A 16,624-nucleotide genomic window follows, 5' to 3' on the forward strand; every position below is an offset into this window, starting at 1 on the left:
TTTCACCTCAAGTATTACGCGATATTACTGTAGGGGATACAGTTAATATCTATGCTAAATCTTTTGAGAGTGCTAACTTACTACCTGGTGCGCCTTTAGACGCTATTTCTCCAATGGTTGAAAAAGTAAATTAATGTTCAAAAGTCTATAAATAAGTTGACTTCATTCCAAAAGTACTCCTAAATAACCTAGGAGTACTTTTTATGAAGTTATATTTTTTCTATCGTGCTTATAAGACCTAGTATATCAATCATGATTTGCTACCTTATTTTAATTTCTATAAGTTTTTTATCAAGAGACAAAACTAAATTTGTCCTTTTTCCTTTGAAATCCCCTTCACTTTCACTTCTAAATGAAGTGAAAGTGAAGGGGATTCAACCGTTTTTTAAGAAATATCAAATTTTATGAATAGGGAAAAGCACATAAATTATCTGAGTTGGAATTTAAATGTACTACTTTGAAGTTTGAGGTGAAAAAATTGAGCAATCGAGAAAAACAAGTATATCAAGCACGTGTAAAATGCCATAAAGAAAAAATGCCCTGGTTTATCATTGAATATATTGAAAAGAAAACGAACCTCTCTCCTGCTACTTTGTATGCATATATAATTGATTATGAAATATTTTTGCAGTGGTTGATTTCCTCACGTCTTGCTGTCGCAAATGGAAAAGTTGTAACGATAATACATGAGGTGCCAATTGAAACGTTGGAAAAAATTCCTCTTAAACGAGTAAAAAAATTTAAAAGATATTTAGAGAGAAAAGGTAATAAAACAAAATCAATTATAAGATCATTTTTGGCTCTAAAGTCATTATTTAAATACCTAACAAGCAATACTGAAGAATGTTACTTTTATAGAAATGTTATGGCTAAAATGGAAATTCCTAAAGAAAAAATTGATGCTGCTGCGAAAGCAAAAGATATTCCTAAGATTATTTCCCACAATATTGATAACATTAAATTTATGCACTTTTTATCTAATGAATATAAGCAAATGCTGCAAGAAAAAGCTCCTGGTAAGTTAAAATTCTTTAAACGCGATAAAGAGCGTGATATCGCTATTCTAAGTTTAATTTTAGGTACAAGCCTTCGGGTATCTGAAGTTGCTAGTTTAACTATTTCTAGTATTAATTTTCATACTCGTTACATTAAAGTTGTGCGAAAAGGAGATAAAACAGCAACTAGAGCCATTTTAGCTACACAAAGCTCTAGTTGCTGTTCAAGAGTACCTAAAAGTACGTAATGCGCGTTACAAGTGCCATAAAGATGAGGATATTCTATTTGTAACAAATCATAAAGGCTCCTATACGCAAATTTCTGTTAATGCTATACAAAAACTCACAAAGAAATATACTAGAGCATTTAACGAGAAAAACCGCCTTCAACAGTTGCACCATTCATATGCAGCTAATCCGTATAGCGAAAATAAAGATTGATGATCCAAAACGTCGTGAAACTATTGAACGCTTGGAACAACGTCAATTAGAAGATAGTGATAGCTAACATCATGTACTTTAATTTAAAAATGGAACATATAAAAATTTTTATACTATTATTAGGAGTTGTAAATTCAAATGAACAAATTCACTAAATTAGTCGCTGCTGAAGATTTTTCAGAGAATGTGTGGACAAAGAAAGATTTTATCGTTTTACTTTTAATCCCATTAATATTACTTGTAGGCTTTATCACTCAATATTTCTCAGTAAAAAATCAATTGTCAGCATTTATTGATACCGGTTTACGCATTATTATGTTTATTTTCCTTATGGTTGTTTATGCTCCGATGCTTCGTAGACATTGGAGTAAATTTAAACTGGCATGGAAACGTTCCGTTCTATTAGTAATTGTTGGTGGTGTTCTTTTACAAGTAATAGTTAGTTTGGTTCGCTCACTTATTCCAAGAGTTAGCACCAGCTTAAAAACAGATGTACCACCTTTAATTGACCCTTTAACTGCAAGTCCTGAAATGTTCATGCTCTTAATTTATATCGCTTTAGGTCCTATTGTTACAGGATTAATTGAAGATACTGTTTTTCGTTATACACTTCTCGGTAAAATATTTCAGGGTAGTTTTTTAAAAAAAACATGTATTATCATTTTGAATTCAATTCTTTTCGGGCTAATTCACTATTATAATTTTGGAAGCGTAATAGGTACAATCCCCTTCATGTTTGCAGGTCTATTTCTAAATATAATATATCTATGGACTAAAAACATTTGGCACGTGTTATTAATCCACACTGTCAATAATGCGGTTCTTACAATAGGGGCGTTATTCATCATAGTTATTTTACGACTACTTGGCCTAGAGGCATAACGGCGAATAATGAACAACCATAAAAGCCTTAAAGGGTGTTTTTGCCCATCCCCCGAAAAAGGGGAATAAAATATGCCAAATTGTATTTTGTCTTATTCTTCTTCAAATGAATGGCTCTTGCGTTAACCTGGTTAAAATATCATCTTCATTGATGTTTTTAATAATTCATAACGGCTATAAATCAGAAGCTTAGAACTCAAAGTAATCCTGCTCAAATTATGACAAACAAATAAAGTATAAAGAATACCAACCGTTTATTGTATAGTTTTTATATAGAAAAAAGCATCCTATTGGGATGCTTTTTTGTTTGTATTTGATTTTTACCAAACTTTTTAAAAATTAAATACAAACAAAAGAATATAGGCTACTACTTATCGTGATTTCACCACCAACTGAACCATTCGCACGTGATGTTGTATCTGCACCAAGTTGTACCCCAAATTCTTTGGCAATCTCATACTTTATTTGATTAATTACGCTCTCCGTACCTTGAACCAATACTTCATTATTATTTCTGTTATTCTTTTTTACCATATGTATCACCTCCTACAGTTTTTAATGTGCTACGAATCATCGGAGAACATTTATTCCTTTTTTATGGTAAGGGTTTATTTGAAATTTTTTGTTCGTGTTAAGCTAGAAAAACAAAAAGAACTTGTAGAAACCACTACATTAAAGAAACCATTGAAATTTCCATAAACCATACCTACTAAATTACGGTGATTTTTCTTTTTATATTATTTCCCTAAAATGAACTTAGCAACTTCATCTAATATCATTTCTTTACCTAGTGGGAAGTAACCTTTGTTTACATCCGCATTACTAATTGTATACACGTGGTTGTTTTTAACAGCGTTCATGTTTTTCCAAATTGATTCTTTCTGGAATTCTTTTAAGCGCTGAGAACCATCACCAGTTGTAAATACGAATAAATAATCTGGATTGTAATTGATTAATGCTTCTTTTTGCACTTGTACTAGTGGTTCATCCATAGGAGTACCTTCAATTGCTGGTAATTTTAAATCTTTAAAGATTACACTACCGTAACCGTAGTCACCGTATACACGGAATGCATTTGGATATGCGGCCATTTTCATAAATTTAGCATCGCCAGTTTGTGCAACGATTTTGTCATGTAATTTATTTGCTTTTTCATCGTACTTTTTAAACCATTCTTTTGTTTCTTTTTCTTTACCGAAGATTTGACCTACTTCTTCAAATTTTGGACGCCATTGGTCTAATGGAGTGTTTAACATAACTGTCGGTGCAATTTTAGATAATTGATCATAAATCTTTTCTTGACGATTGTTTACTAGAATTAGATCTGGTTTTGCAGCAGCTACAGCCTCGATATTAATTTTATCGCCGGAAGCGGAGCCAACTGGTTTTACATCTTTCAATTTTTTCTCAATATGTGAATCAATTTTTTCCTTTGTTGTGTTTGCAGTAATAATTGGTTTCATACCAAATATTAATAATTCCTCAGTTGAACCACTAAGATCAGCAATTTTCTTTGGATTTGCAGGGATTTTAATTTCCCCTTTTGCGTGTTGTACAGTGCGCTCTTCGGCCTTCGCATCTGCCTTTTTTTCTTCTTTGTTAGAAGAACAAGCTGCAAATAGTATAGAAGTAACAGCTAGTACCATTGCTAGTAATGCCATTTTAAAATTCTTCATGTTCCCACTCCTTCTAGATGTATTTTTCTTATAAGTTGTATTGAACTATAAGAATCAGAAAGTAACACTTAATTATTATATACGCATTAATTGTTGTTAACCGCCCGTTCTTACGGGTGTTGAACTTCCTATTTGTAAATAAGAAGTTCAACACCCACTAGAATCTCCCTCTTCCTAAATTGCGAAGAAGATGAGATTTCATTTGTGCTTTTTTCACCATTGATTATTAATTATCATTAAATTATACGTTAAATAAATCGTTTGATAGCTCACTAGACATGGAACGATTTAAGCCTTAACTTCAAATACGTTACGAAGTGTTTCACTTATCATAACTTCATGTGGTATTCCTTGTTACATTAACATCTCAACTTTTAATGTAATCATATGATCTGAAAAACGAGAAGCATGATTTAAATCGTAAATAACCATAACAATCGTTCTTTCTTCTACTTGATTTAACTTCCTCAGTAAATTTAATAATTCAAGTTGATGAGCCATATCTAAGTATATTTTTGGCTTATCTAGCATGAGTAAATCTGTCCCTTGTACAAGAAAGCCAACGTAATTCGTACATCTTAACGCTGCCCATCTGATAGTGCTTACGCTGAACGGTTTACAATTTTCCATATAACTGTGACTTCGGGTAACATATCAATATTAAAATGAGATGCATTCTCAAATAATAACATAAGATTTTAGATGCACTGAACCAAACGAAAATGATTATCATTATCATTAATGTATATTTTATTTTACCTTTCACCCCAAAAGGCTGTCAACTATTATTTTGAAATATGAATTCATCAATATCTTTCTCTTGTTCAAAAGTCCACTACCATCACTGAGGTGAAACGTTTCAGTGGGGGGCTTGAGTTAGAACTCTAGGTCTTTTCGTTTATAGCTAGACAGTTTGGCGTCTTAGAATTCATGGCACCTTACGGTAACAACCCAAGTAAGTTTTTGCTTGGTACTGGAAATGAACTACCGTTTTCCCGCTTGCACCACCCTTTTGAAAAAGAGAAATTCTTCCTTGTGGAAGAGCCACCACTCAGATTACTTCGGCGTATGCTACAAGCCTCAACAAGTCGAGTACACATGGCACCCACTAAGCTATGCACGAAGCAACAGCCTTACCTTTTTTCTAGATTTCACGATGCGGAAAAGACCATATCGGACTTTAGTCAGTCTTTAGGCATGGGATAAACAGATTCTTTTTTCATGGAAAAACATCAAAGGTTTTTTAGAAATTCAAGAAATTCATTATATACCTCCATACATTCTTTAAACATAGCAGTAGCTTCGTTGCAATATAATTGATAACTTTGAATATTATTGGCTCCCATTTGTGCAATATTTTTCATTTGCAATTGTTTATTAGCAGCAACTCCAAAGATTCTTACCAGTGAATCCTGTTTATCCATTATTTCTATCATTGTATAATTAGCAAGGTCTTTCGTAAATAAATCACTATATCGCTCAAACCTATTCATGTAATTAATTGCTGTTTCAAAACATTGTACAGCTTCTATATACTCTATACAGGATCGCCAATAATTTATATCCATATAAGACCTAAATAGTTTATTACTTTGATGTTTTTGAATTTCATTTATCATTTCCAATGCTTGTCCTATCTTATTAATAAATAATTGAAAATCCCCCACGTAGCCAGGTATAGAATTATTAAGATCCGTTGTAAATAATTTTAAATCTTCTAGTGAAATTTCCTCAATTCTTTTATTCCCATTATATATCATTTTAATTTTCAACATTAAAATCCCCCAAATTCCAAAATACAGATCATACATCATTATAAAGCCCCGTGCATTTATATACAATTATAGCTAGAATAGTAATATATTTAATTTTAATTCATAATACATGAATCGCTTCTTATAATAGTACTTTGTACTTGCGCCCTTAATTAAATACTCAACTTTATTTACCCTATATATTTTTATCCATCGTACACAGCTTCATATAGGATTGTTGAAAAAGAATTTCCGTATAGCGTAATATGATGCATAGGGTAATAATTTCCTTAAATGAATAGTACGGCTGTATGCCTTGTTGCATTTGCTGCTGCACTTGTGATTCTTGTTGAATAGCTTGAATTGCACTTTTCCCCCCCCACTATAAGTAATACCCGCCTTACTATATGGACGCATTCTAACTCGGGTATCAAAATATGAATAAAACATTATTATTCAACTCACTTCCATGTAGGTAATTGCAAAGTATGTTATTCATATTAATTTCAGTGTATGTTAAAACCTAGCCCCTTAGCCTTTATTTAAATGACGTTTTTGTTAAAATTTATCTTTCTTATCGATGCATATATAAAATAAAGGACTCCTGGAATACAAGAGTGTATTAAAAAACTAATCCTTTAATACACTCTTATTCACAAACAAGTTAGTTGTGATGTATTATCTAATCTAAAATTTTACAAGTCTCTATTTTTATTATTTACGAAAATGAGTTTAGTACAAACAGCTTTGTAGATTTGATTAGCTTATGAATAACGCTTTTCATTACTTATCTAAGACATGTAACATTCCGCTTCAAAATATAAGATATACCCAATTTAAACACCTATTATATTCACTCATACATACAAGTGTTAACAACATAAACTTTACATCTCGTGAACCAATCATAGTACCTGATTTTATAATAAATAACTTGTAAATAGCACTACATATTCCTCTTTTATTTAATTTTAGGAGCCCTTCCGTTTTATAGAATATAAAACATTCTTATCAACTCCTGGGTTTATTATAGTAAATAATTATTCATCCCATATAATAATTACTTACTATATTATTAACATGGTTACCTTACAAAAATGTAAGATTTATTTCGTTGACACTCGTATATATAAGTGCCTATACTAGTTACACAATGTTGGTAAATATATAAATAGTCTCTATTTTTAAGCGTGGGACTGCGGATTCTTTTCGAAATAATATATTCATTTAATTAGATATTACCTAGCTGTACTATGGTAATGCCACTTACATTAGTTCTGTTACTAAGAAACTAACATACTTAAAAAAGGTGTCTGATAAGTATGTAAAAAGAATATATATTCATATGGAAACATTATCAGCCAGATGTGTCTAACTCCACATACCAAAACATATATTTCAAACAATCGTAAGTTGTAATTTTAAAATGAAAAAATCCAGTTTTATAGCTATGCCATAAAGTATACTTTTCGACATAGTGTATAACTTTTTAATAAATAAGAGTAATCCTTCCATTTTAGGGATTTAGACAAAAATACCTAGGTAACGTTTTATGTTGCCCAATACAAATTAGGAGGAATATATATCATGTTCCAAGAGAAAAAAATAAAAGGAAGACCAGTTTATCACTTAAAATACTTGGGTGAGACAGTAGCAATCTGTTCACGGAATGCTTGGAAACGTTGGGAAGTCAAAGGCGTTGCTATCGATGTTTACATATCCGCAAAAACAAAGTATCAATCGATTAATTTATTTGAGTATAAGTATGAATTGTTTTTAAGAGGTATGAACTATGATAACTAAATTTATAGCGTCAATTGCAAGGATCCCGCGTTATTTGGCGCATTCAATAAATTGAAAGAGCAATGTTTTATAAGCATACTACTCACATTGCACAATCAATCATTCGAATAATCTTATTAAACAGGATTTTAGACATATCAAACGGTGTTATTTCAAATTCGTAGGATTTCAAAGTCTTCGCTATACTTCACACATCTTGAAAGGAATCGAAACCATTCATGCCCTATACCCTATATAATTAAAAACGAAGTTTGCACAATTAAACTTCGTTTTTTCGACGTACAATCAATTACAGAAACTATTCAACGTTTCATAGACTCTATCTACTCAATTAGGATCTTTTTTTAAACTCCCCTTTCTCTTCAATTGTCAACTCTTTACTGGGGTGCCGCCACATGCCCATCAAGCTAAGCTTATATAAGTTTAATTTCATGTGGAATCCTTTCTTTTTTCTAAAGATCCAGTGTAAGTTCTTTAAAGACTTGCAGACCAAATAAACCCTAACGGGTTTCATTTTTTAAATTAAGCTACATGATTATGAGTAACGAAACAAGTGTATATGACACCCAATATATCAAAGACTGTTTTCTTCTCGTATCGATGAGATTTCCTTCCGTTTTTCTGCAAAAAATTAAACAAACGAAGCAAGATTTTTGATAGTTCTTGAGTATCTTTTTGTAGAGCTTGATAAAGAAGTAGAAAGTAATCTTTAATAATATAAACCGCCTTATATTCACTCAGCTCTCGTTTCTTCTTGGTGAGGAGTAATTGACGCATTTGAAACATGGTGGAGGAACAAAGAAGGATACTAATTAATTGTCCATATAAATGACATTCTAGCCGTTCTAATTTTACAGAATTACAATGATGAATATGAAAAAATGATTTCCATGTTTTAAATATCAATTCAATTTGCCATCGTAAGGAGTAAAAATCATATACTTGTTCCCTTGGCAGGTATTCCGAAGGGATATTTGTAATGTAGAAGTTGATTTCACTAAGTCGCTTACTGCGTTCTTTATAGGTGATCTGCTTCTTGTGTTCTTTAGAAGCTAAGTTCTTTTGTCTACGTTTCATTTGCGTTTCAGTTAATTTATACAGAATAAGTCTTGCAGGAAGTTTTTGATACATTCCAATATAAATCTCAGGAATCTCATATGTTTCACCAGACTGTAATTGGTCAATAAATTGCTCCATATCTAGTTGGACGTACTCAGAGTGTTTTTTTATTGTTCCATTTTGAAAGTATTTAGGCTCTCTATTCTTCTGATATATACGAGTATTGAGCTTTAATCGAGAAATAAAATAAGCACCACACTCGTATATCGTATGCAGATCTTTCAAATCAAAATATCCTAAATCACGTATACATACATCGTGCGGTTGAAGAGACGTTAAGCAAGTAGAACCATAATTTTTATCATTGTGCTTTCCAGACCCTACATGAACATGTAAAAACTGACCACTAAGTAAATCGTACTCTAGTTGAATTTTTACACCAGCACTATGACCACTACCTCCTGAACCTTGATATGTAGAAGCAAATTTATCTGGAATCTGAAAATGTGTAGAACCCAATACACGAATAATGCGAAAATGGTTTGTATATAGAGTTGAAATCTTATTAGATGTACAGAGTTGTTGGTGGAGTAAATAGGTTAATATTTGTTGTAAAAACTGTACAGCCTGAGAATTAAATCGTTGATTGAGTCCTTCTGGACTCATAGAAATACCTGTATTCGTTTCTAAGCGACTACATAATTGTGTCTGTCAATGAAGTATGAGCTATATTTTGACTTAACCAAACACATAAAGCCACTAAATCTTGAGCACGGTATTTGCTTTTTCGTTGAACAAACCCTATCTCTCTAGCTAATTGTTCTAAAGCATGCGGTGACATATATCGTTGTAATTCTTTAGAAAACAATTCTAGCTCATCTAAAATCGATAAATTCATACAAAAACGCCATCCTTTCTGTATATTTCTACAAAAAGAATAACGTTTTCTTTGAATTATGGATATAAATTTATCTTAGGTTGATAGTGATGTGGCGGTACCCCTATAATAAATTTAATATTGTAATCAAAACAAAGGTACCTATTTTTCAATTTCCCAGTAGCCAATTTATATAGTTATAGGTATTGGTTACCTAGGATAAAGTATAATATCATTTGAAATCAGTTTCCCTATAGGCTGTGTATGAGCAGCATCTTTGTATAATTGAACCATAATAACTGTAGTTTCTTTTTCGCGAACAGTACCTATTTTTAGTTGTTTTATTGGAGTTTTCGAAGAAAAGCTTCCAACAGTTCCATCATGTGCTACAGACTCTAGGCCTTTATATGTTAGATCTGCAACATAATACATTGTACTACACTTTCCTTCTGACTCTAATTGAATACCTACTGTTTTATTATTGGACTTATATTCTGTTTGATCAGTATTCACTCTAGCTTTACAAGTGTCACCTGCGGCTGTCACTTTATACCATCCTCCCGATGCAGCTTCAGCATTTCCAGATGTAACGAAAATACAACCAAACATAAAACTCAATCCCATTAAAACTTTCACATAATGTTTCATAAATTTATCCCCTTTCTATTTATTTATATAAACATTAACATATTTACTCAAGGGTTGGTTATTTTTTCTATATTTATCAAGTTATTACAGAATATTGCGTTAACTGTATTGTTTCTTTCTTGGTGTAACTTCTTTATTTCCCTTTCAAATGTTCTTTTGTTCTCATTTCCCAATAGTTTTTCAAACAATTATTATACTTTTTATTTAACGCTTACTTGGCTGTTTTCCTGTTTTACTTTTCTAATTACTATCATTTTTTCAGCTGTGTGCTCTATCACACTTTTAAACTTATTTTTTTTAAGATACCCTTCCTTATTTTTTAACTGCTCTGTTACTAAATCTATAATTTGTTTGCTCGTAGAAGTCATTGTGTTCTTTTTTTGAAAATACTGTTGACCAGTGTATTTCTCCCATTTGAAGATTTTATTTTCCAAACGTGCGTTTTTTTTCTTTAATTTTTCATATGTAAAATTCATTCTTTCTCCTTTATAACTATCGGTAACAATGAACTTTCCGACGTTATTACAGTAACCGTGTGTGCATATTCAATGTGATATTACATGTTTTTGTATCCTGTTAAAACCGAGGAGAGCTTTTATATCATCTACTAACCCCAATATACTATATTGTTTAAGAATGCTAAAAAGAATAAAGGCTTCATTGTTGTTCAATTGCTGGATAAGAGAATGTTGTGTCAAATCACTAACGTTTGCTATTTCTATTACATACTTAAAGTTATCATCTACAGGGTTAATTTCACCTGAAATTATGTTTTTATGAAGTTCATGAATTACATTCTTTTAAATGTATTGAAATTGAAAAATTCGCCTACTAAAGTGTATCCAGTGAATTTATTATCTTTGATTCCAAACTTGAATTCTTTTAGTAGTTCATAGATTTCTTGATCAATCTTTTCTTTATTGTGGCCACTTACTTTGTTCATGTTAAGTAATCCATTTGCAAGACCCTATATTCCACAAGTGGGCCCTGTTTGATTAATATCTAGGTTCATAATTTTTATATAACCTCCGATTCCTTCCAATATTGACCCGTAAATAAAAATATGGTATGTTTACTGTAGATTAGATATATATTGAATGCATATCCAATATATATTAAGTATAGTACTTAACTGAATTGCATAAACTAAAAATGACGAGATGCTGTCAACATCTCGTCTCATAACTGCTACTGTCAAGGTGGTTGTTATTATGCATTATCTTTTTCTTTTAGACCCACGCTTGTACTTTGGTCGGTGAAGCGCGGGTTTTTTGTTGTCTTTTTTCGAATTGCTTTCTCAGTGCATATGCTGAAACCTCACGCACAACTGCTCTTGCAATTTCTTTTAAAAGTTCAAACAAAAATTCCATGTTATATCACCCCCTTTCCTTCCAAATGGAAAGAAGGGATAATAACAAGCCCACCTTCACACGATATACAGTTATACTTCTATTTTATCATACTTCTACACTCTAAAATAGAAAATTTGTCCAATGTCAGTCTGCTCATAATCTTTTAATTTAGGACTTTTATAAGATTATAGTTTACTATAATCTAAATATGTATACTATATTTCTTGAATTCTTCATAATTAACCTTAGTTTTATACGCTATTTTTTGAGAATATAAATTTAAAATAAACTTGTGCCTTTTTGATGTATTCTGTTATGTAAGTTTAGCATACTCATTGATCTACCAAGTTCCAAATGAATTTTTTGTATTTATAATCCTTGTATCCTTACCTCTTATATCTTTATTTAAACTTTTTTCATCTTAAATAAAATGCCCTTTAAATTATTCTTTATCATTTTGTCTATTTTTCTATATTTTATATATAAACCCTTTTTTTGTAATTTTAGCAAATTTTTTTGGGACGTTTCCGAAAATCGGACTCTCAAATTCGTTTTTAAACGACATTAATACTTTAGGTAATACAATTAGACTTGATAGTAAGGAAACTTCTTAAAGGGGAAAACAGACCCTTTATAACGTTTTTTGTTTTTTAGGGGTCTATTCTCTCTGGAATTTCTATTCTTCTATGCCTTCTTTTACTTCTGCGGTTAAAATGTCTTCAGCAAACTTCTTGTAGCCATTATACCCTTTCTTTTCGGCCTGTTTCTTTATTGCTTCTAATACCTTTTCATCAAGGTATAGACTTAAATGCTGCTTTTTTTCTTTCGACTCCTCTTTTGATCTATTTTCAATTCTTTCTTTGAAAATTTCCAAATCGGATTTTAAGTACAATCGTTCAGTAGATTTCCCTTTAGCAATCTCTTTAAAGGGCAATACCCCATCTTTAGCTGCATTATGAACGTATGTCTTGGATTTGTTAAGAAATTCAGCAGCTTCTTTTAATGTTAAAGAGTCTTTGTATAATTCCTCTAACTTCTTTACATCTTCTTGCTCAAAGCGATATCCGCCATCTGCTTTCCAGGTATTTAGATTTATAGGTTCGATGTGCTTATATTTAATTAAATAGCCTAATTGATTTTTTGTTAAACCTACTCTATCGCATACCTCTTCTAAAGATAAATAGTCCATATCTCACCTCATCCGAAACTTTCATTCTAGCTGTTGTTTAAATTTTCTTAGTTGATACTTTGTTAAACCTGTTTCTTTTACTACATCTTTGATTGAGTACTCCTTATACTGCAGATACTTGAATGGATTTTCCATATAACGTTCTCGTACCTTATTAAATGTACTCTTTTTCGATAAAGAATTCAATTGCTCTCCTTTCTCACGGATGGAATCGAAAATGGGACAATTACAATGTTTGTAGTTTCTTTGTTTTGCCTGCTCTTGCTCGTCTGTACAATTCATTGATAGGTTGTTCAGAGGGCAAGTTGAACAATGAGTATATTCTAAATTATAGATTTCATGTAAAATTTTCCGACGAAGATGGGTCAAAAAAATCTCCTCCTACCGAATTTGGATTGAAATGTACAAAAAAACAATTAAATATTTCCATTATACATCATCTAAATAGAAACGTTAAATATTAAGTTAATAATATCTATTTAAACATTTCATTTTATACCACAATAAAAATAATGCCTTTATTGTGGTATAATTAGAATTATAAAAATTTATATAAAAATATTTGTTTAATATTTCATTCTATAAAAGGTTGTGTTTAAATTTGAATATTATAAATTACGAACATAATAACCAAATTGTAAAATCAAAATCAGATTTTTTTGATAGCAGTCATTTTAAAAAAATTATGGGTTTGGGTATCCGTAATATTGACTACTCCCAATTAAGTGAAGAATCATTAGTTTATTTATTTTTACACGATGAGCCTTCTTTAACGAAAAAAAGAAGTGAGCGAACAAAACAACAGTATCTTCACGATCTTTCTCATTTTCTTCGGTACATAAAAGAAACAATCGGAACCATCCAGGAGTTATCCAATAATGAGATGGAAATCTACTTCTATGAATTAAGTAAGAAATATGCAGCCACTACATTACGTAAAAAGAAAACAGTAGTTCAGCAGTTTTTAAAATATGTGTATGATAATAACGGACTCTCAGACAACTTTAGTAGTCGCCTTAAAAAAGTATCCGTAAAAAAAGAAGAGCTAGTCAATCGTGACCTTTATCCAGAAGAAGTTACCCAGATATTAGATGAACTGAAAAAATCCAACTATTTTGTTTACACTGCATTTTTCCTGTTAACTACAACAGGACTACGAATTGAAGAAATCGCAACTGCAAAATGGGCAGATTTGGTCTATCATTCATCTTTAAGTGCCTATCTACTTCGTGTTGTTGGTAAAGGGAATAAAAGTAGGGAAGTTCGCATCTTTGAAGATACATTGGATGCTTTATGCCATGTTCGAAGTTTACGTAAACAAACAACAGAACTAGATGCATCGAGTACCTCCGCTTTTCTCCCTAAAGCAGATGGATCAAATTATCGAGCAGACTATCTCTCTTCTCTTTTGGCCAAAAAAATAGAAGAAATAAATTTAGATTTTCTGCGCTACCGACAGGATAGAATCACTCCTCACACTTGTAGGCATTTCATGGCTAATTACTTAATGGAAAAGGGTGTTGAACTAAAAAAAATAAGGGATTATTTAGGGCATGAATCTATCATGACTACAGAACGTTATTTAAGAGAGCGTACAAGACGTCAAAACTTGGCCACAATAGATATAGGAAATTCATTATTTTAGTAAGTATATATAATAGGAAGAAACTCGATTTAATGTTTCGATTTCTTCCTGTTTTTTTGCTCATAGAACTCTAAATATTTCTCTATCATCATAACATTTAAACTAATTATTACAAATAAAATTAAATTATGACTTATTATTAGTCATTAGGACACAATTTACCTTTTCTGTTTTACACTAACTTTATAAATCAGAAAGGAAAAGGTGATGATATGTCCCATCTAAGCAAACGACTTGCTGAATTGAGAAAAAAACAAGGATATACCCAATCCGATATATCACATCGCCTAAACATTGCCCGCACTACTTATGCAAATTGGGAATATGGGAAAGCTGATCCTGATGCAGATTCCATCATGAATCTTGCTGAAATACATAACGTCTCCATAGATGAACTCTTTGGGCGAAATGCACCACTTGAAAGTAAATTAGAATTAATTAAAGTAGCAATATCTGATCTACCTCCACAAAAACAGCATGAAGTGTTAGAGGTTCTTATTGATTACACCTATTTTATAAAAAAGCATTTTGCCAAATGAATGTAAAATTATTTTTCAGCAAATTTTATATTATACGTGAGTTAAATGCACTTGTATAGTATTAGCCTGTAAAAGGGGCTACACATTTTCAATGCCCCGCCCTCGCGGAAAAATTTTTGGAAACCCTTGTGTTATCAGTAGATTTGATAACACAAGGCCTTTTGCAACTTTACTAACAATATAGTTTATAATTTTGATTTAGTATTAGCTATCAGTTTGTGAATGATTCACAAACTTTTCCTGTATTTCGAATTTGATATTTAGGAAATATCCCTAAAAACAACGAATGCGATTGCCTCCTATGAGACAATCGCATTCTAATTATTTAAAGGTTACCCGATTCCACCACCAGGATCTCCCATTCTAGCTAATAATTGTTCTGAATCTTTTTTTACTAAATTGTTTGGTTGCTCTTTACTACCAGCAGCGGTGTAAATAATTCCAGCCGCAAAAACGATACTGGTTAATACAAATAATATTTTTTTCATATAGCACCACCCTCATACATTATACCATTTCCATTATATTCTACCACTATTTTTTTAGGGAATTTACTGTAGAACCTATTACCAGCACACTCAAATAACTCAATTGCTTTTTCGATTAAAGAAATATCATTCTTCGCTATTCCTAAATAGCAATATTGCATTGGTGTTAGAATGTTATTCTTCTTTTCTAAATCATTTAGGATTTCAACCGCATTTTTGTGATTTCCTTTAATAATTTCGAAAAACGCTTTTTCTGCTGGATGATATATCTCTATATTTTTCAATTCTTGCTTATTAACCAACTTAATAAACGCAAACGTATTTAAAATTAATTCTTTTCTTTGTATTTCTCTTTCAAAATTGCATGATCCAAGCTGTTCCAAAGCTCTATTTATATACTTAGATGCACTATCATAGCATTCAAAAGTATAAGATTCTGCTAAATATACAAATGCAGATGCCCTTAAAAGATTAAAACATCTCTCAGGATCTTCTAACTCTATAATCTCATGACATGTACTTCGTAAGTTTTCAAGTTTATCCTGAACCAAATATGAAAAAGACAAACATTCTTTAATTCTGCCAAAATAAGCAGCTTTTATAAAACTATCAGATACTTTTTCAATTTTTGGTAATAACACTTGAGCATACTCAGATAAGGAATTATACGTCTCTAAATCACACATCGTATAACAGGTTAATATCCCATATAAAATCTTCATCTCGTTGGTTTTGATTACCTTTTTACCCTTACGATTTTCAAGAGTATCTAATAATTCTTGTTTTGCAATGACACCACTGCTACGTTGCCACACTAATTCATATACATAAGCCCATTCACGATTCATTGCTAGAGATGAGTTTTTTTCTTGGTCAACTATTAGTTTAAGCAGCGCTAAATCACCTTTTATATTTGCGTATTCCATTGCAATCCTCAAGTTCTTCTTACTTGTTGTGACAGAACAGAAGGTGTGTAACATCTTTCTTTGTTTATTAATATCACCCGCATACAATAGCTTCAATAATTTAATTATATTCCAAAATCCAAATTGACTTTTCCCTGTTAAATTCTTCGAAAGCGTTCCTGAAGAAATGCCAATTATTTTAGCGATATCCTCTTGATTTTTCCTTTGGAAATCAATTTCATCAATAATGTTACTCAAGAATTTGTTTAATGTTTTTTCTGAAATTTTATCTTCTCTCTTAAGTGTTTCATTCATAATATTTTCCCTTCTAAAAAAACAAGAATTCCCCATATCCTTCAGTATATTTGTAA

Annotated in this window: 15 protein-coding genes and 5 pseudogenes; 6 read left to right on the forward strand and 14 right to left on the reverse strand. The window is 31.3% G+C overall.

The window, feature by feature from the left end; all coding sequences use genetic code 11:
• Positions 1 to 478 precede the first annotated feature (478 nt).
• Positions 479 to 1,503 (forward strand): annotated as a pseudogene (xerS, locus tag ACTJJY_RS24260) (tyrosine recombinase XerS).
• Between the two features lie 71 nt (positions 1,504 to 1,574).
• Positions 1,575 to 2,318 carry a CPBP family intramembrane glutamic endopeptidase gene (locus ACTJJY_RS24265; protein ID WP_440606753.1) on the forward strand — a complete coding sequence of 248 codons (744 nt, stop codon included), beginning with the start codon at positions 1,575 to 1,577 and terminating at the stop codon, positions 2,316 to 2,318.
• A 339-nt stretch (positions 2,319 to 2,657) separates the two neighbouring features.
• Here the strand turns inward: ACTJJY_RS24265 and ACTJJY_RS24270 are convergent, their stop codons facing one another.
• The 5 genes and pseudogenes from ACTJJY_RS24270 to ACTJJY_RS24290 all read right to left on the reverse strand — a co-directional run bounded on the left by ACTJJY_RS24270 (position 2,658) and on the right by ACTJJY_RS24290 (position 6,198).
• Complete coding sequence (locus ACTJJY_RS24270; protein WP_440606754.1) at positions 2,658 to 2,852, reverse strand: small, acid-soluble spore protein, alpha/beta type; 195 nt, start codon at positions 2,850 to 2,852, stop codon at positions 2,658 to 2,660.
• Positions 2,853 to 3,055: 203 nt separating this feature from the next.
• On the reverse strand, positions 3,056 to 3,994 hold the full coding sequence (locus tag ACTJJY_RS24275; RefSeq protein WP_440606755.1) for an ABC transporter substrate-binding protein: 939 nt from the start codon (positions 3,992 to 3,994) through the stop codon (positions 3,056 to 3,058).
• Between the two features lie 213 nt (positions 3,995 to 4,207).
• Positions 4,208 to 4,549 (reverse strand): annotated as a pseudogene (locus ACTJJY_RS24280) (ABC transporter ATP-binding protein); the annotation flags it as partial.
• A gap of 677 nt (positions 4,550 to 5,226) precedes the next feature.
• Positions 5,227 to 5,769, reverse strand: coding sequence for a hypothetical protein (locus ACTJJY_RS24285; RefSeq protein ID WP_440606756.1), 543 nt, complete (start codon positions 5,767 to 5,769; stop codon positions 5,227 to 5,229).
• Between the two features lie 185 nt (positions 5,770 to 5,954).
• A pseudogene (locus tag ACTJJY_RS24290) lies at positions 5,955 to 6,198 on the reverse strand (DUF3947 family protein).
• A 1,137-nt stretch (positions 6,199 to 7,335) separates the two neighbouring features.
• Between ACTJJY_RS24290 and ACTJJY_RS24295 the strand changes: the two are divergent.
• Positions 7,336 to 7,551: a hypothetical protein gene (locus ACTJJY_RS24295; protein WP_440606757.1), complete on the forward strand. Its 216-nt coding sequence runs from the start codon at positions 7,336 to 7,338 to the stop codon at positions 7,549 to 7,551.
• A gap of 18 nt (positions 7,552 to 7,569) precedes the next feature.
• Positions 7,570 to 7,867, forward strand: a pseudogene (locus ACTJJY_RS24300) (DDE-type integrase/transposase/recombinase); the annotation flags it as partial.
• Between the two features lie 206 nt (positions 7,868 to 8,073).
• Here the strand turns inward: ACTJJY_RS24300 and ACTJJY_RS24305 are convergent.
• The 7 genes and pseudogenes from ACTJJY_RS24305 to ACTJJY_RS24335 form a co-directional block, all read right to left on the reverse strand.
• A pseudogene (locus ACTJJY_RS24305) lies at positions 8,074 to 9,508 on the reverse strand (IS4 family transposase).
• A gap of 189 nt (positions 9,509 to 9,697) precedes the next feature.
• Positions 9,698 to 10,135, reverse strand: a complete 438-nt coding sequence (locus ACTJJY_RS24310; RefSeq protein WP_440606758.1) for a hypothetical protein — start codon at positions 10,133 to 10,135, stop codon at positions 9,698 to 9,700.
• Between the two features lie 200 nt (positions 10,136 to 10,335).
• On the reverse strand, positions 10,336 to 10,611 hold the full coding sequence (locus ACTJJY_RS24315) for a hypothetical protein (RefSeq protein ID WP_440606759.1): 276 nt from the start codon (positions 10,609 to 10,611) through the stop codon (positions 10,336 to 10,338).
• A 314-nt stretch (positions 10,612 to 10,925) separates the two neighbouring features.
• The gene (locus tag ACTJJY_RS24320) at positions 10,926 to 11,078 is read right to left on the reverse strand and encodes a hypothetical protein (RefSeq protein WP_440606760.1); all 153 of its coding nucleotides are present in this window, start codon (positions 11,076 to 11,078) and stop codon (positions 10,926 to 10,928) included.
• A 286-nt stretch (positions 11,079 to 11,364) separates the two neighbouring features.
• A complete protein-coding gene (locus ACTJJY_RS24325; protein ID WP_440606808.1) occupies positions 11,365 to 11,505 on the reverse strand; it encodes a hypothetical protein in 141 nt (46 codons plus the stop codon).
• Between the two features lie 658 nt (positions 11,506 to 12,163).
• Positions 12,164 to 12,676, reverse strand: coding sequence for a helix-turn-helix domain-containing protein (locus tag ACTJJY_RS24330; protein ID WP_440606761.1), 513 nt, complete (start codon positions 12,674 to 12,676; stop codon positions 12,164 to 12,166).
• A gap of 21 nt (positions 12,677 to 12,697) precedes the next feature.
• Positions 12,698 to 13,045 carry a transposase gene (locus ACTJJY_RS24335; protein ID WP_440606762.1) on the reverse strand — a complete coding sequence of 116 codons (348 nt, stop codon included), beginning with the start codon at positions 13,043 to 13,045 and terminating at the stop codon, positions 12,698 to 12,700.
• A gap of 232 nt (positions 13,046 to 13,277) precedes the next feature.
• On the opposite strand from ACTJJY_RS24335, the gene ACTJJY_RS24340 reads away from it, so the two are divergent.
• The gene (locus ACTJJY_RS24340; protein WP_440606763.1) at positions 13,278 to 14,321 is read left to right on the forward strand and encodes a tyrosine-type recombinase/integrase; all 1,044 of its coding nucleotides are present in this window, start codon (positions 13,278 to 13,280) and stop codon (positions 14,319 to 14,321) included.
• A gap of 212 nt (positions 14,322 to 14,533) precedes the next feature.
• Positions 14,534 to 14,860, forward strand: a complete 327-nt coding sequence (locus tag ACTJJY_RS24345) for a helix-turn-helix domain-containing protein (protein ID WP_076868470.1) — start codon at positions 14,534 to 14,536, stop codon at positions 14,858 to 14,860.
• Positions 14,861 to 15,192: 332 nt separating this feature from the next.
• On the opposite strand, the gene ACTJJY_RS24350 is transcribed toward ACTJJY_RS24345, so the two are convergent.
• On the reverse strand, positions 15,193 to 15,348 hold the full coding sequence (locus tag ACTJJY_RS24350; RefSeq protein WP_172452033.1) for a hypothetical protein: 156 nt from the start codon (positions 15,346 to 15,348) through the stop codon (positions 15,193 to 15,195).
• The gene (locus ACTJJY_RS24355) at positions 15,345 to 16,568 is read right to left on the reverse strand and encodes an AimR family lysis-lysogeny pheromone receptor (protein ID WP_440606764.1); all 1,224 of its coding nucleotides are present in this window, start codon (positions 16,566 to 16,568) and stop codon (positions 15,345 to 15,347) included. Before ACTJJY_RS24355 ends, ACTJJY_RS24350 begins: the two co-directional genes overlap by 4 nt.
• Positions 16,569 to 16,624 lie beyond the last annotated feature (56 nt).

Source organism: Bacillus sp. 22475, assembly GCF_052044835.1.
Taxonomy (GTDB): Bacteria; Bacillota; Bacilli; order Bacillales; family Bacillaceae_G; genus Bacillus_A; species Bacillus_A cereus.